This window comes from Paenibacillus sp. YAF4_2 (assembly GCF_052113225.1).
Classification (GTDB): domain Bacteria; phylum Bacillota; class Bacilli; order Paenibacillales; family Paenibacillaceae; genus Pristimantibacillus.
Genome location: NZ_JBFRCT010000006.1, coordinates 302,659 through 326,041, shown reverse-complemented (window position 1 = coordinate 326,041; position 23,383 = coordinate 302,659). Strand labels below are relative to the sequence as shown.

General features: G+C 47.8%; 18 protein-coding genes. 11 read left to right on the top strand and 7 right to left on the bottom strand.

Features of this window, described 5'->3' with window-relative positions; translation table 11 throughout:
- Positions 1-6: 6 nt before the first annotated feature.
- A complete protein-coding gene (locus AB4Y93_RS16610; RefSeq protein ID WP_441893800.1) occupies positions 7-1,242 on the bottom strand; it encodes a DUF445 domain-containing protein in 1,236 nt (411 codons plus the stop codon).
- An 82-nt stretch (positions 1,243-1,324) separates the two neighbouring features.
- Between AB4Y93_RS16610 and AB4Y93_RS16605 the strand changes: the two genes are divergently transcribed.
- From AB4Y93_RS16605 to AB4Y93_RS16590, 4 genes are all read left to right on the top strand, one after another.
- The gene (locus tag AB4Y93_RS16605) at positions 1,325-2,686 is read left to right on the top strand and encodes a TrkH family potassium uptake protein (RefSeq protein ID WP_441893798.1); all 1,362 of its coding nucleotides are present in this window, start codon (positions 1,325-1,327) and stop codon (positions 2,684-2,686) included.
- Between the two features lie 156 nt (positions 2,687-2,842).
- Entirely contained in the window at positions 2,843-4,069 is a 1,227-nt protein-coding gene (locus AB4Y93_RS16600; RefSeq protein WP_441893796.1) for an aspartate aminotransferase family protein, read from the top strand.
- Positions 4,070-4,120: 51 nt separating this feature from the next.
- Positions 4,121-4,513: an acyl-CoA thioesterase gene (locus AB4Y93_RS16595; RefSeq protein ID WP_441893794.1), complete on the top strand. Its 393-nt coding sequence runs from the start codon at positions 4,121-4,123 to the stop codon at positions 4,511-4,513.
- 292 nt (positions 4,514-4,805) lie between these two features.
- Entirely contained in the window at positions 4,806-5,099 is a 294-nt protein-coding gene (locus AB4Y93_RS16590) for a CD3324 family protein (RefSeq protein ID WP_167282244.1), read from the top strand.
- 76 nt (positions 5,100-5,175) lie between these two features.
- Here AB4Y93_RS16590 and AB4Y93_RS16585 read toward each other — a convergent pair whose 3' ends face one another.
- Positions 5,176-6,624, bottom strand: coding sequence for a TolB family protein (locus AB4Y93_RS16585; protein WP_441893792.1), 1,449 nt, complete (start codon positions 6,622-6,624; stop codon positions 5,176-5,178).
- 107 nt (positions 6,625-6,731) lie between these two features.
- Here AB4Y93_RS16585 and AB4Y93_RS16580 point away from each other — a divergent pair, with 107 nt between their 5' ends.
- Both AB4Y93_RS16580 and AB4Y93_RS16575 read left to right on the top strand, forming a co-directional pair.
- A complete protein-coding gene (locus AB4Y93_RS16580) occupies positions 6,732-7,718 on the top strand; it encodes an N-acetylglucosamine kinase (RefSeq protein WP_441893790.1) in 987 nt (328 codons plus the stop codon).
- 25 nt (positions 7,719-7,743) lie between these two features.
- Positions 7,744-9,372, top strand: coding sequence for a glycosyl hydrolase (locus tag AB4Y93_RS16575; protein WP_441893788.1), 1,629 nt, complete (start codon positions 7,744-7,746; stop codon positions 9,370-9,372).
- A gap of 757 nt (positions 9,373-10,129) precedes the next feature.
- On the opposite strand, the gene AB4Y93_RS16570 is transcribed toward AB4Y93_RS16575, so the two are convergent.
- From AB4Y93_RS16570 to AB4Y93_RS16555, 4 genes are all read right to left on the bottom strand, one after another.
- On the bottom strand, positions 10,130-10,558 hold the full coding sequence (locus AB4Y93_RS16570) for an RbsD/FucU family protein (protein WP_441893786.1): 429 nt from the start codon (positions 10,556-10,558) through the stop codon (positions 10,130-10,132).
- A 26-nt stretch (positions 10,559-10,584) separates the two neighbouring features.
- Positions 10,585-12,000 carry a rhamnulokinase gene (locus AB4Y93_RS16565; RefSeq protein WP_441893954.1) on the bottom strand — a complete coding sequence of 472 codons (1,416 nt, stop codon included), beginning with the start codon at positions 11,998-12,000 and terminating at the stop codon, positions 10,585-10,587.
- A gap of 109 nt (positions 12,001-12,109) precedes the next feature.
- A complete protein-coding gene (locus AB4Y93_RS16560; protein ID WP_441893784.1) occupies positions 12,110-12,769 on the bottom strand; it encodes a class II aldolase/adducin family protein in 660 nt (219 codons plus the stop codon).
- A gap of 33 nt (positions 12,770-12,802) precedes the next feature.
- Positions 12,803-14,593: an L-fucose isomerase gene (locus tag AB4Y93_RS16555; RefSeq protein ID WP_441893782.1), complete on the bottom strand. Its 1,791-nt coding sequence runs from the start codon at positions 14,591-14,593 to the stop codon at positions 12,803-12,805.
- A gap of 135 nt (positions 14,594-14,728) precedes the next feature.
- Here AB4Y93_RS16555 and AB4Y93_RS16550 point away from each other — a divergent pair, with 135 nt between their 5' ends.
- Complete coding sequence (locus tag AB4Y93_RS16550; RefSeq protein ID WP_441893781.1) at positions 14,729-15,742, top strand: LacI family DNA-binding transcriptional regulator; 1,014 nt, start codon at positions 14,729-14,731, stop codon at positions 15,740-15,742.
- A gap of 36 nt (positions 15,743-15,778) precedes the next feature.
- Here the strand turns inward: AB4Y93_RS16550 and AB4Y93_RS16545 are convergent, their stop codons facing one another.
- On the bottom strand, positions 15,779-17,656 hold the full coding sequence (locus tag AB4Y93_RS16545) for a PAS domain S-box protein (protein ID WP_441893952.1): 1,878 nt from the start codon (positions 17,654-17,656) through the stop codon (positions 15,779-15,781).
- A 114-nt stretch (positions 17,657-17,770) separates the two neighbouring features.
- Here AB4Y93_RS16545 and AB4Y93_RS16540 point away from each other — a divergent pair, with 114 nt between their 5' ends.
- The 4 genes from AB4Y93_RS16540 to AB4Y93_RS16525 all read left to right on the top strand — a co-directional run bounded on the left by AB4Y93_RS16540 (position 17,771) and on the right by AB4Y93_RS16525 (position 23,198).
- On the top strand, positions 17,771-18,751 hold the full coding sequence (locus AB4Y93_RS16540) for a substrate-binding domain-containing protein (protein ID WP_441893779.1): 981 nt from the start codon (positions 17,771-17,773) through the stop codon (positions 18,749-18,751).
- Complete coding sequence (locus tag AB4Y93_RS16535; protein ID WP_441893778.1) at positions 18,748-20,202, top strand: histidine kinase; 1,455 nt, start codon at positions 18,748-18,750, stop codon at positions 20,200-20,202. Before AB4Y93_RS16540 ends, AB4Y93_RS16535 begins: the two co-directional genes overlap by 4 nt.
- A gap of 6 nt (positions 20,203-20,208) precedes the next feature.
- On the top strand, positions 20,209-21,567 hold the full coding sequence (locus tag AB4Y93_RS16530; protein ID WP_441893776.1) for an AraC family transcriptional regulator: 1,359 nt from the start codon (positions 20,209-20,211) through the stop codon (positions 21,565-21,567).
- Positions 21,568-21,857: 290 nt separating this feature from the next.
- Positions 21,858-23,198, top strand: coding sequence for a sugar porter family MFS transporter (locus AB4Y93_RS16525; protein ID WP_441893950.1), 1,341 nt, complete (start codon positions 21,858-21,860; stop codon positions 23,196-23,198).
- Positions 23,199-23,383: the final 185 nt, after the last annotated feature.

The following is a 23,383-nucleotide window of genomic DNA, read 5'->3' as shown; positions in this document are numbered from 1 at the left end:
TCCTAATTAGAAAAAGTAAAGGATAACGCCTACAATAAAGCCGCACACCGCACCATTCACACGAATCCACTGCAGGTCGTTTCCAATCTTCTGCTCAAGCATACTGACCAGCGCCTGATCGTCCATCTTGTTCAAATTATCACGGACAAGCAGTCCGATCCGGTAATGGTTCTTCTCAATCCAGTTGACCATAAAGGACAGAATAGACTGCTCCCAGCGGTCAAGCAGCTCTTCCTTACCTTTTGCTGCTTCTGTCAAGAAGCGGAAGCCTCTAACAAGCACACGTCCGCCATTCAGGCACTCATCTTCCAGCTTATCCAGCAGCAGTTGACGAAGCTCTTCAAGACGAAGATGAATAAACCGCTCTAGCTGGACACTTTCTATGCTGGTCTGCAGCCAATTTTTCAGTTGAGCCATCAATTCTTCGTTTGCGGACAACGCTAATGCATGCTTTTTCACCTCGTCAAGCAGCTTCTGCCTGTTCGGGTTCCCCGGGATGCTCAGCTCCTTAATACTGGATAACAGCATTCCCTGAATGATTGGACCAAGCTTTTCCGGACTCATAAAGCCAACAAACGCCTGAACGGCAAAGCCCATAAAACCGCCAACCTGCATTTCCTCCATCTTGCTGTGCGCCAGTCTGCCGAAGAATTGCTCGGTTTCCCGCTTCTTGACCCATTCCTTGCCTTGCTCTAATACAAAATCTAGAGCTTTCTCATCCCAGCCGTCGTAAGCGAATTTATCGGTCAGCTTATCTACGATCGGAACGATATCCTGCTTACGAACATAGTCAGCCCCAAGTTCTTGGATCTTAACGCTAAGCTTCTCGAGTGGAACCTGTTCAATGGAGGATTGGGCAAAACGAAGCACGCCGACCCGTACGCTGCGCCTGCTCAGCAAACCTACAATCCCGGACGCAATTCCTTTAAACAGCTTCAATTCTTTAAGCTTCCTGCTGATGCTTTCCTTGTTTAGAAGCTCCGTTTCCATTGCAGAAATGAGTGAATTGACGATTTTGTCCCTGTTCTTAAGCAGCAATGACGTGTGTGGAATGGGAATACCAAACGGATGACGGAACAAGGCGGTTACCGCAAACCAGTCAGCAATCCCTCCGACAAGCCCCGCTTCAAACCCACTTTCCAGCAGCATGGTCCAATCATTCTCCGGCAGCCACCATCTGGTCACAATAAATCCAATAAACATAATGGCTAGCGATAGACTCGCAATATATCTTGATTTCATGTAACTCTGTCCTCCTGTACCATTTGCCTTTATACTAATTATACCAGATAAACATAAGAACTTAGAATTTGACGATGCTTTCATGAAAGGTGATACACGCTTGAAGAAATCGTACTTGACGAAAATAACCCCGCCTCAGCTCTTAACAACAGGCTTTGTTATCATTATCTTGATCGGTTCCATCCTGCTATCGTTGCCTTACGCGTCGGCAGACCAAATACATACGCCATTTATTGATGCTTTCTTTACAGCAACATCGGCTGCATGCGTAACCGGGCTTGTTGTTGTCGATACAGGAACCCATTACTCTGCCTTTGGTGAAATCGTCATTTTGATGCTGATGCAGGTTGGCGGTCTCGGCTTCATGACGATGGCGACGTTATTCGCTCTAGCTTTCCGCAAGCGGATCTCGCTCAGAGAGCGGCTCTGGCTTCAAGAATCAATCAGCCATACTTCGCTTGAAGGGATCGTCCGTTTTATCCGTCGCGTCCTCATTTATGCCTTTACCATTGAGGCCGTCGGAGCCCTGATTCTCACGGCAAGGTGGTCAGCAATCATGCCGGTTGATAAGGCGCTCTATTATGGCGTCTTTCATAGCGTCTCCATGTTTACGAACGCAGGTCTTGATATTATGGGTCCGATTCATGGTCCCTTTAACAGCTTTACCAATCATGTCGATGATCCGATCATTAATGCCGTGCTTATGATCCTTATTTTTCTTGGCGGCATCGGTTTTATCGTGCTTGGCGAAATGGTTGATTTCCCGAAAATACGCAAGTTCTCGCTTCACTCTAAAGTTGTGCTGACTACATCCGGTATTTTGTTCCTGGGTGGGGCTGTACTTCTCTTTATATTCGAATTTACGAATACGCTGCAGCCGCTCAGCTTTACCGGCAAGCTGTTCAGTTCGCTGTTCCAATCCATCTCGCCCCGCTCTGGCGGTGCGAATACACTCGATATTGCCGCCATGCGTAATGCGAGTCAATTTCTGCTTATTATTCTGATGTTTATCGGCGCTTCTCCTGGATCGGCAGGCGGCGGTATTAAAGTAACGACCTTTGCCATTCTGATCGGGGCTGTAATCGCTATGATGCGTGGTAAAGAGGATGTCGTCTTCTTCAAGAGAAGATTAGCGAAGGACCGGGTCCATAAAGCATTGACGATTACAGCCGTCTCTGTTGCTACCATTGTGCTGTTCACAATGATCCTAACAGCCACGGAAGAGACCGATTTCTTAACCGTCATGTTCGAGGTGACATCAGCATTCGGAACAACAGGATTATCGATGGGGCTAACCCCTCATTTGACCGATATTGGAAAAATATTAATCATTATCGTCATGTTTATTGGGCGGATGGGGCCGCTAACTCTGGCGTATACACTAGTTCCAACCCAATCGAAAGAGCTGTACCGCCATCCCGAAGGAAAAATAATTATTGGATAATCGAACGGCCATGCTGCATATGCAGAGTGGCCGTTTTTTATGTCTACCTATTAGAAAAATTTTCTTTTCTTAAAAAGCTTGGATGGTTGTTGTATTATTATTCACTATATTGTATATTAATTCACATCATATTGGATATGGAGGTTCGATAACAACATGCAAACCATGAACAAAACGACCGACAGCTTGCTCGCATCTGCCAAGCAATCGCTGCTTTATACAGCTAACCGCCCTGAAGTAGTCATGACCCGCGGGGAAGGTATGTATCTATGGGATACCGACGACAAGTGCTACTTGGACTTTATCGGGGGCTGGGCGGTGACGAGTCTAGGACATTCCCCTGCTGTACTGCAGGAGGCACTGACTTATCAAAGCGGTCAGTTAGTTCATGCGAGCCCAGGTTTCTACAACAAACCTATGGTTGAATTTGCGGACCTCCTCACGGAAGTTTCAGGCTTTGACAAAGTATTCTTTGCAAGCAGCGGTGCAGAAGCAAACGAAAGCGCCATTAAACTGGCCCGTAAGCATGGTGCTCTCCATTTGAATGGCGCCTATGAGATTATTACATTGACCAACAGCTTCCACGGAAGATCATTGGCGATGATGTCTGCCACGGGTAAAGAGGCATTTAAACCTTTATTCGAGCCAAAAGTTCCCGGCTTCATCCATGTTCCTATAAACGATTTTGACGCCTGTTTTGCAGCCATTAGTGACCGCACCTGTGCAATTATGCTGGAGCTCGTCCAGGGAGAAGGCGGCGTTCATGCCGTCGACGGACCTTATCTGCAGGCACTGCGCAAAGCATGCGACATTTACAATATTATGCTGATCTTCGATGAAGTACAGACCGGGCTTGGAAGAACAGGCAAGCTGTTCGCTTATGAGCATTACGGCATAAAGCCGGATGTGATGACCTTAGCAAAAGGGATCGGCAGCGGCTTCCCTCTGTCTGCTATGCTGACTACAGCTGAATTTGATCTGTTCGATCCGGGTGATCAAGGCGGCACTTACAGTGCTGCACCACTAGGTATGGCGGCTGGTCATGCGGTAGTAAGTGAGATTATAAGACTTGGGCTGGCAGACAACGCTGCTCTGCAAGGCGAGTTGATTAAAGAGAAGCTCACTGGTCTGTCTACGGAATACCCTATCAGCCAAGTTCGTGGCAAAGGGCTGCTTCTGGCGTTTGATGTACCGGAGGGCTCAGCTCCCATGCTGGCTGCTGAATGCTTTAAAAAGGGGCTTCTCGTCAATGCCCCTAACCAAGCTGCGATTCGGTTAATGCCCCCACTTATTGTGTCAGCTGATGATGTGGAGCAAATGATCTCGATATTGGCGAATGCATTAGAAACGGTTGGTCTGAAAAACGAAACGGTTTGTTCCTGATTTTTCGCAGCGTTATAATAGTGTATATCCGAATCCGATAAGGAGAGAGTTATGGAAACGACACTATCCCTAATCGTCCGCCCTACTGAGATCGATGTGAACGGACATGTGAATAACGCTAAATATTTAGAATATCTGGAATGGGGCCGCGAGGAATGGTATGAAACAGCCAACCTCCACTATGACACCTTGAAAAAACTTGGTGTGCAGACGGTCACGGTCAATATTAATATCAACTACCGCAAGGAATGCCGGCAGGGAGATCAGCTTACGGTCATCACCCGCCCCAAATCCGTCGGCCGGACCAGCTTTGTTCTGGAGCAGTACATCTTAAATGCTGCCGATGAGCTGTGTACGGATGCGCTTATTACGAGCGTTGCTATGGATACCGAAACCCGTAAGAGCTGTCCGGTTCCGGACCCATTGCGGTTATTGTTTGAGTGAGAAAATACAAATTTAACCGTTTTCGTCCTTGCAGGATGCCTTCCTTATATGCGTTAATATAGATGTCGGGCCGACGAATTGACGGGAAAGGAGGCTGAATGCAATGATTCAGATCCAGGAGGTGGCATTCGCTTAAAGCGAATGTCCCATATAGGGGGAGCCTTAGCCGGTTCCCCCTCCATTACATTTCAAATCCATGCAATTTAAAATATGAAAGGAGGAGGGTTAGCCATGTTTAACGCAAAACAAGCCAACGAATGCCAATGGAACCACATATCGAAGGAGGGCCTCGATGGGGCGTTACAAAAACGGGAAAGATGTGCTTCCCCCCACTCTGCTTAGGCAAATACAGCAATATATTGATGGCGAATTGCTTTACATTCCGAAGCAAAGCGATGAGCGTGCAGGCTGGGGACAGCTTAGCGGCACGAAAGCGCGGATCAATGATCGTAATGATGAGATCTATGCGGAATATTGCAAGGGACGGTCAATCGCTGACCTTGAGCGGGTTTATTTTTTATCCGGGGACAGCTTACGCAAAATCATATGCAAACAACAACAAGCACGTGTGATCAGCGGAAGCTGATGCAGTGCCTTTACAGCTTTACCATAAAGATAGCCTGCCATCGTGGATAACGAGGGCAGGCTATTAGCCGTTTTGATTAATGAATCCTTCTGTAATTAAGGTTATCAGCTACCATTGTATCGTTAATTAACTGATGCTCTTCTCCTAGCAGCTCTTTGAACACATTCGTTACAGTGGAATGATCCGCTGGATTATAACGAGTGATTATTGTCTCTCCAAGAGTATAATCGCGAGTCGCCCATATCAATTTCGGATCTCCAGGTTTGGACAGGAGCTTTATGGATGTATTCACTTGTTCAGCTGCAGGTGACCAGTACAATCCCGCTTCTCGGTCTATGAGTAAGAGCTGAGCAATACGATTCACAACCGGTACCGGTGATTTCAAATCCTCCACACGTTTTGCGGGATGCAGATCCTTCAGCGTGCCCGCTGCCACATCTGCCAAAGCATATTGAAGATCAGTCTTGCGAGGAGCCGCTCCCTCTTCTGTATGATCCAATCGATACCAGGATATAACCCCTTCTCCCTCTTCAGAGAGCCAGCCGTTCCAGTCCACATTCGTTAATCCTTCTTTGGGTTTTGCCTGTACTTCCCATTTAAAATCCCCATTCTGATTATATATTGCAACCATTTCAGGAGCGATAATATAAGCATCTTCTCCACCTAATATATTGTCCGGGTTATCACTCAATGTAAATGCTAATGCTGAATATCGGCTGTCCGGGCTCCATTCGAAAGCCGGATAAGAATGATAGCCAAGCGTGTGGGGAATCACTTTCAGCAGCTTTCCATCCTGACCATACATCGAGAAATGGTCGTCTTTTTCCTCATGCCAGAGCAGATCTCCATTCGGAGAAGGTGTAAGAAGATACAACGGCCATTCATGATTAAATTCACCCTTGATTGATCGGACCTCACCATTTCCGGTATCTACGGACCACAGGCGACCATCAGAATAGCTGTTCAAATATAGCTGACCCGTCTGATTCATCCAGCCCTTCGCAAAAAAGGACGGAGAGACATCCGGCACGGCATCAGCCGCAATCGTCTTTATTTTCCCCGTATGAACATTAAGCGAAATAACATCGTACTGAACGCTTTCTTTGCGATCGGCCCGCTCCTTCGGCCGGACAAGAACAAGCTTATCTTGTGAATTAAACCCGTAGGCTCTGGCAATAGAATCAACCGAATAATCATCCTTTACGATGACATCTGCAACGGAATAATTTTTGTAACGTTGCTTGTCTGGCTGAACGATTATGACATCAAGCTGAAATCGTTTGCCATCCGGTTCATCTGTAATTCGGCGGACAAGATGTGCGACAATATTACCATCATGAGGTGCTGGCAGCGACTGTACGACGAGACCATTTACTCCTTCCGGGATATCAAGCTTAAACGAGAAGCCATCTTCATTTTTCACCATATAAATCGGCAGTTTTTCTTCGTTATTCGTTTCTATACTGCAGCCCGTAATTAAGGTAAGTGCTGTTACTAATGCGATTGTCAGAGCGGCAAGCTTCATTCTCCAAAGCCCCCCTATATTCAACTTACCTCTTTTAGACGCCATTCCCATAAAAAGGTTGCTCCTGTATAATGAAGCCAATCCTTGGAAGAGATGAGGCAGCTTTGATGAACAACAATGATGGTATTGTAATTGGTATCGACGGGGGCGGGACATCAACCCGCATCTTGGTCAGCGATCTGGAAGGACAAGTACTCTCTTACGTGAATACTGGCCCCGCTTCAGTTCATAAAGATTTGGAAGCAAAGCGCCATGTGAATGAAGGTATTATCCAAGCAGTTCAACTGGCAGACCGACAGCTTGGACAAGTACATGGTCTAGCAGCCGGTATAGCCGGGTATGACTCTCCCTCTGATCTGAAATGGGTTGAATCGTTAACAGATGTGGAAGGTCTCACTTGCCCCAAATGGCATTTTAATGATGCAATAGCCGCTCATTACGGCGCACATATGACGAAGCCTGGCATTATTGCCATATCTGGAACTGGATCAACTGTAGCCGGGATTACTGAAGAGGGTCATTTTATCCGAAATTATGATTTCTATCACTACGCCGCCAGCGCTGCGAGATTCATTGCTTATGATTGTGTGTATGAAGTATTAGCCGGACAAGCAGAGGAGACGGATTTAGGTATGGTCAGCGCGATCCTGCAGCACTGGGGTGTTGATTCTCTTGCTTCCTTCTACAAAATAGCTCAGGTTGGATTTACCGAGGATAGGCGAGAACGCGATCGAGTATTTGGAGAACTGGCTCCGGTCATTACAGACGCTGCTTCTGCAGGAAGCCACCTGGCTCGCAAAGTATGCGATCATGCGATGGAGCAGATCAAAGTAGGCATTGAACTGCTTGCTCCTGCCTTTTCTAGTGATACCGTTCCCGTCGCTCTGATCGGAAGTGTCCTGAACAGTGCGTATTTTCAGGAAGGGATGGAGCTGCGCTTGAGGAGTGGCAGAAATAAACGTTTTGAAATCATACAGCCTCAGTTTGCCCCGGTAGGTGGTGCTGTTTTACATGCGTTAAATCAGCTTGGGATTCATCCTCACAACCACATAACCGATAACTTAGAAGGTAATAGACATGCCAGACATACATAATCGTTCCAAAGGAGGACAACACAACATGTTAATCACACGCAAGCAAGGCTGGCGAGGGCTTCGCTATTTTCTCGCTTTTGCACTAATCCTTACATTGGCAGCACAACCTTTTACTCCGATCGAAACCGCTCATGCAGCAGATACCGTCCATCACTGGAAGCATTATACGAATGGTGTTGCCTATATGAATCAAGGCAAAATCAAGCTGGCCATTAAGGAGTTTGAGCTGGCGGTCGCCCAGTCGGAGCAGGCTGGTTATTTGCGGAAGCTGGCTGAATGCTATACCAAGGACAACCAGTTCCAGAAAGCTGCCGATACGTATTACCGGGAAGCCAAAATTCATAAGGCTCTTGGCGAGAAGTCTGGTGATCTGAATACGTATTATGCGGTACTCGCTAAGGCGGATGCGCTGAATACCAACATTGAGCTTTATTTGGAGAAGGCTGGCGCTTCGACTGCAACGAATTCTAATCTGGCGAAATTTGAGCCAGCGTCTGGTATGTACATTGGTGCTTATGTGGAGAAAGACAACGGTGTTGAGGATAAGAAGGATGGCAAGTTTAATGCCTTCAATACGCTTGCAGGCAAGCAGCATGCTGCATATTTCAACTACCATAAGTACGGCAGTGCCTTTCCTTATCATTGGGCAGAGACTGTCAAGAAAGCAGGCGGAGCCATTCAGCTTGCCCTGCAGCCGGATAACGGATTAAGCGCAGTTAAAGATGATGCATACTTACGCAAATTCGCAAAGGATGCGAAATCTGCCGGCGTTCCAATCTTTCTGCGATTCGCCTCCGAGATGAACGGCAGCTGGGTGAAGTGGTACGGTAACCCTTCGCTGTACATTGAGAAATTCCGTCTTGTATCAAAAGTGATGAAGGAAGAAGCTCCGAACGTAGCGATGGTCTGGTCACCTGCTGCCAATCCAAAGCAGAAAATCGCCTCCTACTATCCGGGGGATGACTGGGTGGATTGGGTCGGCCTCAGTATCTACAGCGTGAAATACTTTAATGGCAACGTCAAAGAGCCGGCCGATCAAGTGAATCCACTTGATTCCATCGATTATGTGTACAAGCTGTACGCTTCTCGCAAGCCAATTATGGTCAGCGAATTTGGCGCTACCCATTTCAGTAAAGCAGGCAATACATCTACGGTTAATTTTGCGATCACGAAGATGAACATGCTCTATCACGGTGCAAAGCTGAAATACCCTCGGGTAAAATCAATCAACTGGTTCAGCTTGAACACACTCACAGATTCCTATAGTGCTGATCGGAGCCTTAATAACTTCAGCTTGACGGAGAGTCCGGCATTGCTAAGCTCATACAGCAAGATGATTCAAGACTCCTATTACTTGTCCAAGGTTGTCTCAGGAACCAGCAGTTACACGAAGAGTGTATCCAAGTTTGCGAATCAGGGCACTATCGGCAAACCAGCTACCGGAATCGTATGGGTAAAAACTTATGACCCTTACATCAGTAAAGTGGTCATTAAGCTCGACGACGCTGTCGTTCTGACACGACAGCAGTATCCTTATACCTTCTCAATTCAGCCCGATAAGCTAAAAACTGGCAGCCATAAAATCGAGATCGTCGTGTTTGATTCAAAGAACCGCGAGGCTTTACGCAAATCGTATACGTTTAAGACGACTTAATAATTAAAACAGGCAGTGCCGAATTTCGGCACTGCCTGTTTTAATTATTTACACTCCCACCTCTGTCTCCCCTTATTAGCCCAAGCCAATTCGGCACAACCTTTGCAGTACGGTTTTTCCGACTTATTTGGCTACTTCTCCCTCACAGCAATTCGTCCCACCCCTGCAGCAAGGTTTTTGCGACTTATTTGGCTACTTCTCCCTCACAGCAACTCGTCCCACCCTCTGCAGTACGGTTTTTGCGACTTATTTGGCTACTTTCACCCCACGGCAACGCGCCACGCCCTCTGTAGTACGGTTTTTGCGACTTATTTAGCTACTTTCACCACACGGTAACGCGCCACACCCTCTGCAGTACGGTTTTTCCGACTTATTTGCTACTTTCACCTCACGGTAACGCGCCACACCCTTTGCAGTACGGTTTTTGCGACTTATTTGGGTACCTCTACCTTACGTCAATGCGTGGCACCCCCTGCAGTACGGTTTTTCCGACTTATTTGGGTACCTCTACCTCACGTCAATGCGTGGCACCCCCTGCAGTACGGTTTTTCCGACTTATTTGGCTACTTCTCCCTCACAGCAACTCGTCCCCCACTCTGTAGTACGGTTTTTGTGACTTATTGGGCTACTTTCACCCCACGGCAACGCGCCACACCCTCTGCAGTACGGTTTTTGCGACTTATTTGGCTCCGAGCCCCAGTGTCGGTACCAAACAAAAAAAGCTGTCCATACGGACAGCTTTGGCAGAAGCAGCTAGCTATTTAATGACGCCTTTTTTCAGAATCAGGTTGGCATAGATCGCGCTTTCCCCTGTCGCGACGATCGCGTAGGCTTTCTTCGCACGCTCGTAGAAAGCGAATCGCTCCACTTTCTCGAACGGCTCCTCAAGCCCGCTGCGCTGCACAATAATGGATCTATATTGTTCCCAGATCGGCGTTTCTGCCGGATCTCCGGGTACCACCTGCATGAGCGCTGCCGGCTTCTCCACGTATTGATCAAGCGGGAACAGCTGAAGAATTACGTCGAGCAGCTCCGGCACACTATGCCCGTCGCAGCGGACGAGACGCTGCGCATGGCTTGCCGCCGGGAAGTTCCCGTCAGCAAGCACAAGCTCATCGCTATGCCCCATCTCCATCAGCACTTTCAGCAGCTCGGGTGAAATGATTTTCGGAATCCCATTCAGCATTGCTACGGTCCTCCCATGTATGCAGCCTACAGCAGCTGCTTGAATCGTTCATAGGTCACATTCCAAACATCCGTTTCCGACGGTTCGTATACCTCCACCGGAAAAGAAGCAGCAGATAATTGTCTTGCCTCTTCCAAATCTGCACATTCTCCCAGTGCCATAAATTGCGCCAGCATATTGCCGATCGCGCTAGCTTCTACCGGTCCTGCCCATACTGGACGGCCAATCGCATTGGCTGTCAGGCGGCATAGCAGCTGGTTCTGAATTCCCCCCCCAACCATATGCATCCCGCTGTAGCGCTCTCCCGTAAGCTTTTCGATCTGCTCCAGCGCATTTCGATACTTGAGGGCAAGGCTGTCCATAATACATCGTGCCATTGCCGACTCACTTATCGGAACAGGCTGCCCTGTCTCGCGGCAGTATCCTCTTACCTTCTCCGTCATATTGGACGGTCCGAAGAAACGCAAGTCATCTGGATTAATCAAACTCCGGAAAGCTTCTTCCCGCTCAGCCATCACAGCTAATTCTGCAAATGAATAGACGTTCCCCTGCTCATCCCATTCGCGCTTGCATTCTTGCAGAATCCACAAGCCCATAATGTTTTTGAGCAGCTGATATTTGCCCCCTACACCGCCCTCATTCGAGAACTCAAGGGCCATCGCTTCTTCAGACAGCAGTGGCTGATCGAGCTCCGTTCCCACCAGCGACCATGTGCCACAGACCAGGTAAGCAAACGGCTCTGCCTTCGCCGGAATAGCCGCCACTGCCGATTCCGTATCATGCGTGGCAACGGCAACTGCTTCCACAGACGGTATACCCAGCTCTTCACACACTTCCTCTGACAACGGACCAATACGGGTTCCCGGATAAATGGGGTCAAGAAACATTTCAACTGGAATCCCCAGCTGCTCCATCAAATCAGAATTCCAATGTCGACTTTCTGGATGTAGAAGCTGCGTTGTTGTCGCCATCGAAAATTCGCAAACACGTTGTCCCGTCAATAAATAAACGAGCAAATCCGGTGTTAGCAGCAAAGTCCTTGCAGCCTCCAGCTTAGGCGAAGCTGCCTTTTTCATCGCATACAGCTGATAGACGGTGTTGAAAGGCATAAACTGCAGTCCACCCTGACGAAAAAGCTCCTCTTTACCAAACCTACCAGAGACTTCTTCAATCAGTCCTTCTGTCTGAGGATCCCGATAATGATAGGGGTTCCCAAGCAGTTCCCCATTGGCATCCAGCAGGCCGAAGTCCACTCCCCAAGTGTCCACGCCAAAAGTGACGGGCTGATGACCAGCTTGGAATGCCTTACGCAGCGCATGCTTCATCTCCTGGAGCAGCCTCAATATATCCCAGTGCAGATGACGTCCAACCTGAACCGCGACATTCGGAAAACGGTGAAGCTCCTCCACTTCCAGCCTGCGCTCTCCGGCCTCCGTCAGCATCAGCCGGCCAATCAGCGCTCTGCCGCTGCTCGCTCCTAGATCAAACGCCAATACGGTTGTTTGCACCAAATGTTACACTCCTCTTGCAGCGGCAGCCGCCGTCCATTTGTTATTGCTGCTTCTGAAACAGCTTAATCCGGTAAGCTTCACTTTCGAGTGAGGCAATTTCCTCAAACTCTTCCTTCGTCAGCACCTTAGGCTCTTTCACTTGGCTTGCAATAAGGAAAATCTTCGCGCTCTCCTCAACAACCTCTGTCCGGTAATAAGCTTCGCGCAAATTACGTCCAGTTGTAACAAGTCCATGATTGCCAAGCAAAATGCTGCTCGCTTCATTCACCTTAGGAGCAAGCGCGTCCGCCAGCTTTTCCGTAGTTGGCAGTACATATGGAATATAGATCGTCTTGCCAACAAGTGCCGCTTGGTCAGGGAACATAATCGGAAGATTCTCTTCCACTAATGTAAAAGCGATACAATACGGCGGATGCGTATGCACGATAGCGCCAATCGACGGGTTCGCACGATAAGAATAAAGATGCATCAGCACCTCAGAAGAAGGACGGAGTCCGTTATCCTCCACCGCACCTGTCTCAATATCAACCGCTACCCATTGCTCAGGTTCGATCTCATCAAGGGCAAAGCCGCTTGGCGAAAGATACATCTTTCCTTCATGCTTCGCACTAATATTGCCGCCGGGTCCAACGACCAGTTTATTAGAAACTGTCTTTCTTGCGTATTTGCAAAGCTCCTGCCGAATCTCCAATGCTCTCATCCCCTAAAAAGAATTTCAGAATTCCCAAGTTTTTTATTTGTACAATGGTCCAAAGTTCGAGCAAGCACGATAATCAGCAGCCTCTTTGTCGTTAGTTCCGAATAATCCCCATGCCCGTGGACGGAAAATAGCTTCTTCCGACACATTGTGCATATTGACCGGAATACGCAGCATCGAAGCGAGCGTAATCAACTCGGCTCCAATATGACCGAAGCTGATCGAGCCATGATTTGCTCCCCAGTTATCCATCACATCATAAACCGTGGTAAAAGCACCTTTGCCCGTCAGAATCGGAGCAAACCAAGTCGTTGGCCAGGTTGGGTCCGTCCGGTTGTCGAGCTTAGCATGAACGTCGCTAGGCAATTCAACCGAATAGCCTTCGGCGATTTGAAGAACCGGTCCAACTCCCTTAACGAAGTTGATCCGAGACATTGTCATTGGCATACCTCCGCGGGACAAGAAGTCGGAGGAGAATCCGCCTCCACGGAAATATTCAACGCCGGCTGGCCGCCAAGAGGTTGCTGCAAGGCAATCCGCTGCTTCCTTCTCGGTAATATCCCAGAAAGGCTTCATCGCAGGCTTGCCGTCAATTTGCTGCTCACCTGTGCCATCAAGTGTTGCTGAGCCCGAGTTCAACAAGTGCAAAATGCCATTAGCTGCGTGACCTTCAAGCTTATGCCCCGTTACGCGCTCCACCGAAGCCGGGCTCCAGTAAGTCCGCACATCGGCGAAAATTTGCGGAGTATTCGTCAGCAGGTAACCAAACAGCATCACGACACCATTCAAGCTGTCATTTTCCGTAGCTACGATAAATGGAGGACGTATTCCGTTCCAGTCAAACGATGAGTTCAAGATCGCTTCCATGAAATCTCCGTTCGGGAAATGATCCGTCCATTGCCGTTGTCCCTGGAAGCCGGACACAACCGCATTATGGCCCATCGCTTCTTCTCCAAATCCAAGCTCCGCGAGACGAGGGTTGCCGATCATCAAGTCACGGGCGATGATTGTCATTTTCACAACGGTCTCCCAATCCTGATCCTTCTTCTCGCGAGAGGTTTGAATCGCGGCCGGGTTATTGTCATGTCCTTCCACGCAGTTCTCTTTCACCCAAGACAGCGCTTTCTCAAATTCAGCAGGATCATAGATCTGCTCTTCGAAGCGGCGGACAAACTCGGACATATCGATATATTCCGTGCGCATACCAAGGTATTCCTGGAAAAAGGAATCGCTTACAATTGAGCCCGCAATACCCATGGACACCGAGCCCATTGATAGATAGGATTTGCCGCGCATATAGGCTACAGCAAGACCAGCTTTCGCAAACGACAACAATTTGCCTCTTACATCATCAGGAATAGTGGTATCTGTTGATTCCTGTACCTCTTCACCATATATACCAAACGCCGGAATCCCTTTCTGAGCATAACCCGCGAGTACGGCTGCCAGATAAACAGCGCCCGGGCGTTCGGTTCCGTTAAAGCCCCATACCGCATTCGGGATAGAAGCATTCATATCCATTGTTTCCGTACCATAACACCAGCATGGCGTTACCGTTATCGATACCCCAACATTCTCACGGGCAAATTGATTTGCACATGCAGCAGCTTCTGCCACACCGCCAATCGTCGATTCTGCAATGACACATTCAACCGGCTCACCATTCGGATAGCGCAAATGTTCTGAAATCAGATTAGCTACCGATCTTGCCATGTTCATCGTTTGTACTTCAAGCGATTCGCGAACTCCCTTGCGTCGTCCGTCTATCGTAGGCCGTATACCGATCTTAGGAAAACCATTCTGAAAGCGATAAGCGATGTCCGTCATAAATACCCCTCCAAATGAATGAATAGTGTATATAAAATGTTACCGATAACTCTAATTTAGCAAGACCTACTGTTGCTGTCAATCGTTTTCTCTTGTAAGATAAAAGCATGAATTGTCGATGAGGAGTAGTCGTGTATGGTTACAATCTATGATATTGCGGAGAAGGCCAATGTATCCGCAATGACCGTTTCTAGAGTTATCAATAACACAGGCAGAATAAGTGAAAAGACGAGGGCAAAAGTCAAAAAAGTGATGGAGGAATTGAACTACGTTCCTAACCAGATGGCCCGCAGCCTTGTGCTGCAGCAGACCCGAAGCTTATTCCTGCTTATTACCGATATTACGAACCCCTTCTATACAACGCTGTCGCGTGGCGCAGAAGATGCTGCAACTAAAAACGGCTATCGCCTGCTGTTTGGCAACAGTGATGAAAACCTCGATAAGGAAGCCGATTATATTAACACGATTCTGACGACTCGCGTGGACGGCGTGTTGATTGCCCCAGCGGGAGATCCGTCTCAGCCCCATCTCGAATCGTTGCAGCGGCATAACATTCCGTTTGTCCTGCTGGACCGGGAAGTACCGGGCGTGGAATGTGATATTGTGCTTGGAGATAGCAAGGAAGGCGCTAGGGGGTTAGTCAACCACCTTGTGCAGCAAGGGCATCAACGAATTGCAATCGTTAATGGTTCGGATACGATATCCAGTGCGAGGCTTCGACTAGAGGGCTACAAGGAAGCACTCATCTTGAATGGACTCACCTACGACGAGAAAATCGTATTCGAGACGAGCTACGGGCCTCGTAATGATCTGTCGGAGATGGAGGCTTGGCTGGATTCGCTTCAACCGCTCCCAACAGCGGTCGTTGCTGGCAATAATGTGCTGGCTATCGAGGTCATCCGCCTGCTGCGGAAGCGGAGTCTCCAAATTCCAGACGATATCTCGATCGTCTGCTTTGATGATTTTGGCCCCTACTCCGAAGTGGATCCGTTCATGACGGTTGCCGCGCAGCAAGCCTATCAATTCGGTTATCTTGGCATGCAGATGCTAATTGACCGTATTCAGAACAAAGAGGAAGCCGGTCCTTGGAAAAAAATCGTCCTGCCCGCGGAATTAATTATCCGCCGGTCCGTATCTCCTATCCAATAAATAAAAGGCTGAGCGTAAAATCGCTCAGCCTTTTATTTATTGTTCTTCCATATTTAACGGCAGAATAATCTCAATTGTTGTTCCTTCGTCAGGAACACTCGATATGTTCATCAGCCCGCGATGAGCTTCAATAATCCGGGAGCTGATCATCAGGCCTAGCCCTGTTCCCTTTTCCTTGGTCGTAATAAAGGGCTGACCAATCTGGCGGATAATCGTATCCGGAATCCCCATTCCCTCATCACGAATCGTAAGCCGTACCTTCTCTTGATCCGGTTCCATAGCCACTGAAATGGTAATTTGTCCACCTAACGGCATCGCTTCAATCGCATTTTTAATAATATTGATAAAGACCTGCTTCAACTGGTTCTCATCACAATAGATGGACGGAATACAGTTCTCGAACTCCGTACGGATCGATACGTTCATCAGGATGGCCTGCGTCTCGAGTATCGAGATTACCGCATGCAGAATATGATCCAGCCTTCGTGTACTAAATTTGGAGAAATGCGGCTTCGCAAGGGTCATAAACTCATTGACGATAAAATTAATCCGGTCAAGCTCGTTGGTCATAATGTCATAATAGAACGAGTTCCCCTCTGCTTTCGATTTGAGCAGCTGGGTAAAGCCTTTGAGTGCGGTTAACGGATTACGAATTTCATGAGCAACTCCTGCCGCCAGCTGTCCAATAACTGACAGCTTCTCGGAACGGACAAGCATCTCCTCTGAACGCTTACGATCCGTCAAATCCCGAATCACGGTCAAGATGACCATTTTTCCCCGATAATTATGAATCCGGATGCTCGACATCTCAACATCAATGGTCTGTCCATCCTTGCATAGCAGTTTATTCTCAATAAAAATCGTCGGATCATCGGTATGTATAACCTTGTTCAGGACATCCATAAGGTCACGGCTGTATGCCGGGTCTACATAATCGAGAATTGGTCTTCCAACCATCTCGGTATCATCTACTGCGCCAATCAGCTTCACAGCTAATTTGTTTGCATAGACAATCTCACCATTGTCGATTAAGACAATCGGCTCAGGAAGGAACTTGATAATCCGCTGATACATATTAGCGTTATCGCGAAGTGAACGCTCTTTTTGCTTCTTAACCGTAATATCCTGCACCGTGCCAAGCAGTGCCGATCTTCCTTGGAAAGAAATCAGGCAGGAGTTACCCTCGAGGTGAACAGGAGAGCCGTCCTTCTTCACCCCAGTAATATTAAAATGATAATAGATCTGCTTTTGCTCTATTAAAGTTTTCTCTGCATCACGCACAACTTTTTCCAGCTCGCCAGGCATCATCAACTGAGCCATATCAACCTGCAGCATCTCTTCATTCGTATACCCATAAAGGGCAGACAGATAAGGATTCGCATACAAAATACGGCCATCCTGCCCGACGAATACGCCCGCAAGCGCACTGTCGGCCAAATGACTATATAAACTTTCCGCTTCGAACAAGGACGCCTCCATCTTAATGCGGTCCGAAATATCTCGTTCGATGCCAACTAATCCAATCAGCTGCCCTTTTTCATCCTTTAGGGCGGTAATGGTAAGGCTAATATAAACCAATGTACCGTCCTTGCGCAGCTTGAACGTTTCCTGCTCTCTCAGAGATTCCCCTTGTTTCACCTTCTCGATCATTATTCTTCTTTCTTCTAGAAGATGTACCGGTGTAAAACAACAGGGCTTGCCAATGAGCTCTTCTCTAGACCAACCATGGAGCGCCTCGAACCCGGGATTTACGTCTAGAACGTTCTCATCCAAATCTATCACGACAATCCCGTCCGGGATATTCTTCCATATGGATTCCATAAAGGAATGCTTCATTATATGACCATGCTTGTCCATTCGAATATTTTCCACCTTTTCGAAGTCAAAGTGATCGCTTTTCAAACTATTCCACATCACGTCGTAATCCCCTGCTAAATAGAACGTTGAATTTACATTAATTTTGGGTTTATAGACCATTCATGTATAATGTGGCTATTATTCAGTCACCTGAGGAGAGCTTTGAGCACAATGGCAAACCGGAGAAGATGGAACATCGGTGTTCTTCTATTACTTATTATATTTGGATATGTACTCGTACAATTCTACTTGTCTACTGAAAGGATCAGAGGACTTGTAACCCCGCTTGAGGCAAGCGAAGAGGATCACACTAAGCTCCAGATTGCCCTTATTTCACAAGAGCTGGACAATCCATTCTGGCGATCTGTCGAGCAAGGTGCTTTAGAAGCAGCTACGAAGTTTGAGATGGAACTGCAATATATGGGGCCTTTCCGCATTAATGCAGAAGAACAGATGAAGCTATTGGAGAAAGCAATCGCGTCCAAGATGGATGCCATTATCCTCCAAGGCATCGGATCAGAGCAAGATAGGCTGTTAATTGAAAAAGCAAATACGCTTGGCATTCCCGTCATTACAGTAGATACCGATGAGCCAGGCAGTAAGCGACTTGCGTACGTCGGCACGAATAATACCTATGCCGGTCAAGAGATGGGTCGTCTCCTTGCAGGAGGTCGGGACAATCCCAGCGGGGTGATTGGCGTCTTGATCGGAAGCCAGGAAGCTGCCAATCAGCGGCTCCGTCTAGAAGGATTCAAGTCGGTTATCAAAATCTACCCAGGGCTGTCGATTGCCGAAGTGCGCTCATCGAATATTTCACGGCTTCAAGCTGCGCAGCAGGCCGAGCAAATGCTGAAGGAGCATCCGGAGATTACTTATATGGCTGGCTTCAGTTCTCTTGACGGGATCGGCATGGCAGAAGCTGTCGCCAGGATAAAGCCCGGAGGCGTGGAGATTTATGCTTTTGACGACTTGGAGGATACGCTCACCGCTATACACAATAAGCAGATCAAGTCCTCCATTGTACAGCAGCCTTCTCAAATGGGCTATGAAGCCATGTCTCTCTTAAATGATTATTTCCATGGACATACCGTAACTTCTGAGCAGTACACTCCTATTTCCGTCATTACAGGTAAGGAGGTGACTGCCCCATGACACTGCGCAAAAAGCTGCTGCTCTTTATTCCGCTTCTAGTCCTGCTTACGAACGGCGTTACTTTCTTCCTATTTGAAAGCACCAAAACCGTACAGCACAGCTATAACACGATGATGGACCGTATGCTGCTATATACCCAGTCAACGCAAACCGCCGATGATAATGTCCGGGCTTTGTACACCTATTTGCTGAATCCCGAAGAAAGCAGCCAATTGGCACTTCAGCAGCAGCAGGCTGTCCTTGCTCAAATCCAGTCGAGGCTGGCAAGTCAGCAAACCGAAACGGCTATAACAGGTGTGCTGCAAGGATATATTCATATGCTTGAAACGCTTGAGGAGCAAGAGCAGGCAGCACAGCAAAAAGCTGATACCAGTAAGTCTGAAGCACTAGCGGAATCACTGACTCATTACGAGGAGGCGGAGCAGACAAGCTCTTTTATCCGGGAGGAAGAACGCCGTCTCATTGATCTTGAACTTAGTGCTTATGAGCCGGTATACCGGAGCATTCAATTGGAAATCGTACGAATGGACTGGCTTGGGCCTACTGTGTTTATCATTAACACGCTGCTTAGTATAGTGCTTGCGCTATGGATTTCCAGAAGTATTACTGAGCCTGTAGACCGTCTTGTGCTTACTGCGCAGCATCTGTCCAAGGGACATCTGGATGCGGATTACCTTCCGGAGCAAACAGGCGACGAACTTGGGATCTTATCTGAAGCTTTCCGCCATATGATCAATGACCTGAAAGTGGCTGTCAGCCGAGATAAGGATCGTCTGGAATCAGAGCGCCTAGTCAAAGAGCTTGAGCTTCAGGCTTTGCAAAGCCAGATTAACCCGCATTTTTTATTTAATACCCTAAATGTACTATCCAAGCTGGCACTGCTTGAAGGAGCGGATCAGACAAGTGATCTGATTGTATCCATGTCCAAGCTGATTCGTTATAATCTGAGCCAGCTTGATCGTCCGGTTACACTTGGGGATGAGCTGCGGCATGTTCAGGAGTATTTTACGATACAACAAGCCCGCTTCCGCAATCGGGTAGAGATTCAGCAGCAAATTGATAAGTCCGTACTAGGACTGCTGATCCCGGCTCTAACGATTCAGCCGCTTATCGAGAATGCCTTTGTTCATGGTGTTGAACGGATGGAATCGGGTGGAGTGATAAAGCTGGTTATGGAACAAGCAGATGACGGTGTTCGAGTTAGGATAACCGATAATGGTATGGGGATGAGTGCCGCAGAGCGTGATGCTCTGCTTGCCCTTCATGAACCGCCTGTTCCCGCACCTGCAAAGAAAAATTCCATGGGCTTTGGCACACGAAATGTCATTAAGCGTCTGCGGTTATTTTATTGCAGTCAAGATATTGTCTATATAGAAAGTGAACCAGGACGAGGAACATCCGTTATTCTCCTCTTGCCTGCAACAGACAACCTAGAGCAGAAAGGAGAGTAGGTCTAGATGTATCGTCTATTGATCGCCGATGACGAAGCGCTTGAACGTGAAGGGCTCGAGCATCTGATTCACCGTATGCTGCCAGACAAGTTCCAAATTGCCCATGCCGACAATGGCCGAAGAGCGATTGAACAAGCAGAAGAATTCCGCCCGCATATCGTCATGATGGATATTAATATGCCCGGAATCCAAGGTCTGCAGGCCATTCGTGAAATCAAATCCATACTGCCCGACACCAAATTTATATTAGTGACCGCATATGATTTTTTTGCCTATGCCAAAGAAGCGGTCTCGCTTGGGGTGAAGGAATACATCGTGAAGCCTGCTGGCCGGAATCAAATCGCCTCTATTTTAACCCAGCTCATCGATGAACTGGAGCGCGAAAAAGGCAAGCGTATCGAGGAGCTTCACCTAAGGGATAAAGTATCGCAGCTGCTGCCGCTGGTGGAAAATGAACTATCCCTCTTGTTTATGGTAGATCAAGTGATGAATACGGATGAAGAGAACTTATCCGATTGGCTGGACTTCCCTTTAGACAAGGGCTGTGCGGTAGTCGTCGCCTTTCCTAGGCAGATCTACACCCTAGATAAGAAAAAGTTGTACGAGACATTCCGCAGCTATGCGAAGACTTATGGAATCACCTGTATTGTCAGTTCATTAATCGACTTACATATGGCTATTTTCATCCGAAATCATACCCAGGAATCAAGCCTTGTCTGGAAACAAAGCATTAAGCAGTTTGGTGAGAAACTCAGCGGTCTGGCCGAACGGCAATTCCAGCTGACCATAACCGTTGGCATCGGTTCTATGCAGACAGGAGCTGATGGCTGGCGCAAATCATACTTCGAAGCCGTATTTGCTTCGGACGATGATAGACATTCAGGTAAGGTCATTGATTTCGAGGAGGTTCTGAAGGAGGGTTCTTCACCAGCTAACGATGGGACTCTTCGCGCCCCCGCTCCTGAGGACAACTCGGATGAGCATCGATCGTATGTGATCTCGGCCCTTCAGCGGATTCGGGAGCAGCGTGAGCAACAGACAATTAATGTGATCGATAAAGCCAAACAATATATCGAGCAGCATTTTACCGAGGAACTGTCACTTGAGGATACCGCCGAATATGTTCACCTCAACCCTCATTATTTCAGTAAGGTGTTCAAGCAGCAGGTCGGGGCAACGTTTATTGATTATTTGACCGGACTACGAATTGATAAGGCTAAGCAGTTGATTGTATCGGCAGACGAGCTCGCCTTAAAAGAAGTATGCTTCGAGGTTGGTTATAAGGATCCGAATTACTTCAGCAGAGTGTTCAAGCGTGTGACTGGAGTCACTCCAACGGAATACCGCAGTCAAGCAAAAGGATAAGGATATACAGGGAGTTCATGCCAATGGTGCATGGACTTTTTTGTTGGGCAAACTAATAAAATGCTACTCGTTCTTAGCTGCTCGATTCAAGGCTGGGATTGCCGCTTATTCGATGCTGAAACATCACAAATATGTGCTGTCGAATGCCCCCTAAAGCCTGCAGATCCGGTGTTATAATGAGGTTCGTTCATAAAAACATAACATCCATTTATTCAAATTGTCTTGGAAGGGGAATAAATAAAGTGAGCAACCTAAACACTAACCTCTCTGCAAATGCCGGCGGCAAAAGCATGAAGTTTGTTACGCTCGTTTCGATGATTGCCGCTCTCGGCGGATTATTATTTGGCTTCGATACTGCAGTTGTGTCGGGGGCAATTGGATTTATGCAAGACCGTTTCGACTTGAATGAGGTCGCAGTCGGCTGGGCCGTATCCTCACTTATTATCGGTTGTATCGTTGGCGCTGGCTTCTCTGGCGTACTGAGTGACCGTTTTGGCCGTAAAAAAGTACTTATCGTCGCAGCTGCCCTATTCGTTATCGGTTCGATCGGCTCTGCGATTCCGGATACGTTCTCGATGTATATTATCGCTCGTATGATTGGCGGTCTAGGTATCGGGATCACGTCTACCCTTTGTCCGCTGTACAATGCTGAGATTGCACCTGCAAAATACCGCGGTCGTCTCGTTGCCTTAAATCAATTCGCTACCGTAACGGGTATCTTCCTTGTGTACTTCGTGAACTCCGGTATTGCCGGCTATGGCGATGATGCTTGGGATATTGCGAATGCATGGCGCTGGATGTTTGGTGTTGGCGTTATTCCAGGCGTTATCTTCTTCATTCTGTTGTTCCTTGTACCTGAGAGCCCAAGATGGTTGATCAAGCAAGGCAAATCGGAACAAGCGTTAAACATCCTGCTTCGAATTCACGGCGAGGATGACGCGAAGCAAGAAGTGCTGGATATTAAAGCATCCTTCGCAGATGAAAAAGGCAGCAAGCTCAAAGATATTTTCCGCCCGGGTGTTCGCCTGGCGCTGATCGTTGGTGTTGTGCTTGCTGTTCTTCAACAAGTTACAGGTATCAATGCGGTCATGTATTACGCACCTGAGATTTTCAAATCGATGGGCTCTGGTACAGATTCGTCCCTTGTCCAAACGATTCTTATTGGTCTTGTTAACTTCTTGTTCACGATCCTCGCGATCTGGCTGATTGATAAAGTTGGCCGTAAAGTATTGCTGCTTGTTGGTTCGTCCGTGATGACCATCTGTCTGGCGGTTATCGGTATTGCCTTCCATACGGGCCATACAACAGGCTCGCTTGTCCTTATCTTCATTCTGATCTATGTTGCGGCGTTTGCTGTATCACTTGGACCAGTCGTATGGGTTGTCTTGAGTGAGATCTTCCCTAACCGTGTCCGTGGTAAGGCAACAGCAATCGCGTCCATGGCACTGTGGATTGCCGACTATGTCGTATCACAATCGTTCCCGCCAATGCTGGACTCCGCAGGTCCTGCGATCACGTTCTGGATCTTTGGCGCGATGTCGCTGGTTACGTTCTTGTTTACGATGCGTGTCGTTCCGGAGACAAAAGGTAAGTCGTTGGAGGAAATCGAAGCGTCCTGGAACGGGAAGTAAAAGAAATAAAAGGGGCATCCGTTCATTCGGACGGGGTATCTCCTTCCGGTCGCTGTTGCCATCACATTGCTTGAACAATATTCAAAGGTTGCAATGTGCCGGCAAAGGCGAACGCTTCGCTCCTTCACGAGATACCCCTTTCCTCAACACGATTACCTTTTTAATTATATAAGCAGAAAAGCAGG

Excerpts from the sequence above, each read along its gene's own strand:
- AB4Y93_RS16595 (WP_441893794.1), top strand. The coding sequence starts at position 4,121 with ATGGAAACGACACTATCCCTAATCGTCCGCCCTACTGAGATCGATGTG.
- AB4Y93_RS16540 (WP_441893779.1), top strand. The coding sequence starts at position 17,771 with ATGGCAAACCGGAGAAGATGGAACATCGGTGTTCTTCTATTACTTATT.
- AB4Y93_RS16600 (WP_441893796.1), top strand. The coding sequence starts at position 2,843 with ATGCAAACCATGAACAAAACGACCGACAGCTTGCTCGCATCTGCCAAG.
- AB4Y93_RS16550 (WP_441893781.1), top strand. The coding sequence starts at position 14,729 with ATGGTTACAATCTATGATATTGCGGAGAAGGCCAATGTATCCGCAATG.
- AB4Y93_RS16575 (WP_441893788.1), top strand. The coding sequence starts at position 7,744 with ATGTTAATCACACGCAAGCAAGGCTGGCGAGGGCTTCGCTATTTTCTC.
- AB4Y93_RS16545 (WP_441893952.1), bottom strand. The coding sequence starts at position 17,656 with ATGTGGAATAGTTTGAAAAGCGATCACTTTGACTTCGAAAAGGTGGAA.
- AB4Y93_RS16525 (WP_441893950.1), top strand. The coding sequence starts at position 21,858 with ATGAAGTTTGTTACGCTCGTTTCGATGATTGCCGCTCTCGGCGGATTA.
- AB4Y93_RS16530 (WP_441893776.1), top strand. The coding sequence starts at position 20,209 with ATGTATCGTCTATTGATCGCCGATGACGAAGCGCTTGAACGTGAAGGG.
- AB4Y93_RS16610 (WP_441893800.1), bottom strand. The coding sequence starts at position 1,242 with ATGAAATCAAGATATATTGCGAGTCTATCGCTAGCCATTATGTTTATT.
- AB4Y93_RS16585 (WP_441893792.1), bottom strand. The coding sequence starts at position 6,624 with ATGAAGCTTGCCGCTCTGACAATCGCATTAGTAACAGCACTTACCTTA.
- AB4Y93_RS16570 (WP_441893786.1), bottom strand. The coding sequence starts at position 10,558 with ATGCTGAATGGGATTCCGAAAATCATTTCACCCGAGCTGCTGAAAGTG.
- AB4Y93_RS16605 (WP_441893798.1), top strand. The coding sequence starts at position 1,325 with ATGAAAGGTGATACACGCTTGAAGAAATCGTACTTGACGAAAATAACC.
- AB4Y93_RS16555 (WP_441893782.1), bottom strand. The coding sequence starts at position 14,593 with ATGACGGACATCGCTTATCGCTTTCAGAATGGTTTTCCTAAGATCGGT.
- AB4Y93_RS16560 (WP_441893784.1), bottom strand. The coding sequence starts at position 12,769 with ATGAGAGCATTGGAGATTCGGCAGGAGCTTTGCAAATACGCAAGAAAG.
- AB4Y93_RS16565 (WP_441893954.1), bottom strand. The coding sequence starts at position 12,000 with ATGCTGACGGAGGCCGGAGAGCGCAGGCTGGAAGTGGAGGAGCTTCAC.
- AB4Y93_RS16535 (WP_441893778.1), top strand. The coding sequence starts at position 18,748 with ATGACACTGCGCAAAAAGCTGCTGCTCTTTATTCCGCTTCTAGTCCTG.
- AB4Y93_RS16590 (WP_167282244.1), top strand. The coding sequence starts at position 4,806 with ATGGGGCGTTACAAAAACGGGAAAGATGTGCTTCCCCCCACTCTGCTT.
- AB4Y93_RS16580 (WP_441893790.1), top strand. The coding sequence starts at position 6,732 with ATGAACAACAATGATGGTATTGTAATTGGTATCGACGGGGGCGGGACA.